The 576-nt window shown below is 45.3% G+C and carries 1 pseudogene; it reads left to right on the top strand.

Going from position 1 to position 576, the window contains the following annotated elements:
- Positions 1–433 (top strand): annotated as a pseudogene (locus tag R7Q46_RS28945) (gfo/Idh/MocA family oxidoreductase); the annotation flags it as partial.
- Between the last annotated feature and the right edge of the window lie 143 nt (positions 434–576).

Genomic DNA, 576 nt, shown 5'->3' with positions numbered 1-576 from the left:
TTACTGCGTGGGTTCTGCGATTGAGTTGTTTGGTGAGCCGAACTCTGTTCAAGCCAGTGCGCATGTGCTTCCATCAGGCGTTGACGGATGCGGCAGCGTAACGCTGGCGTATGATGGCTTTAACGTAAATCTTCTGCACTCGAAAGTCAGTGATTCTCTTATCCCAAGCGAGTTTCAAGGTGAGCAAGGCAGTGTGTTGGTCGATATGATCGCCACAGGCCGTGGTGTAGAGCGTATTCTTCGTGGTGAAGAAAAAGAGACCCTAACTTTGCCTCAAACCGAGAATCATATGTTCTACGAAGCAGAAGCATTTGCGAAGCAGTTAAAGCTTGGTGTGATTGATGAACAAATGAAACAACGTTCGTTGACCGTTGCAAAAGTATTGACTGAAGTACGCAAACAGACTGGCGTAGTATTCCCTGCTGACCAGTAAACTTGTGCATGGTATAGCCAAAAGTTGATAGTAAGAAGCCCTCAGTTGAGGGCTTCTTTGTTAATACTAAAACTTAGGCTGTAGCTTGCTTTATCGCAAGTTTGTGTATGGTTTTACGGTAAGTAAGGTAAGCAGAAATACCC

The organism is Vibrio sp. 811, assembly GCF_033339195.1.
The sequence above is the reverse complement of the archived record's forward strand: the minus strand, read 5'-3'. Positions and strand labels throughout refer to the sequence as shown.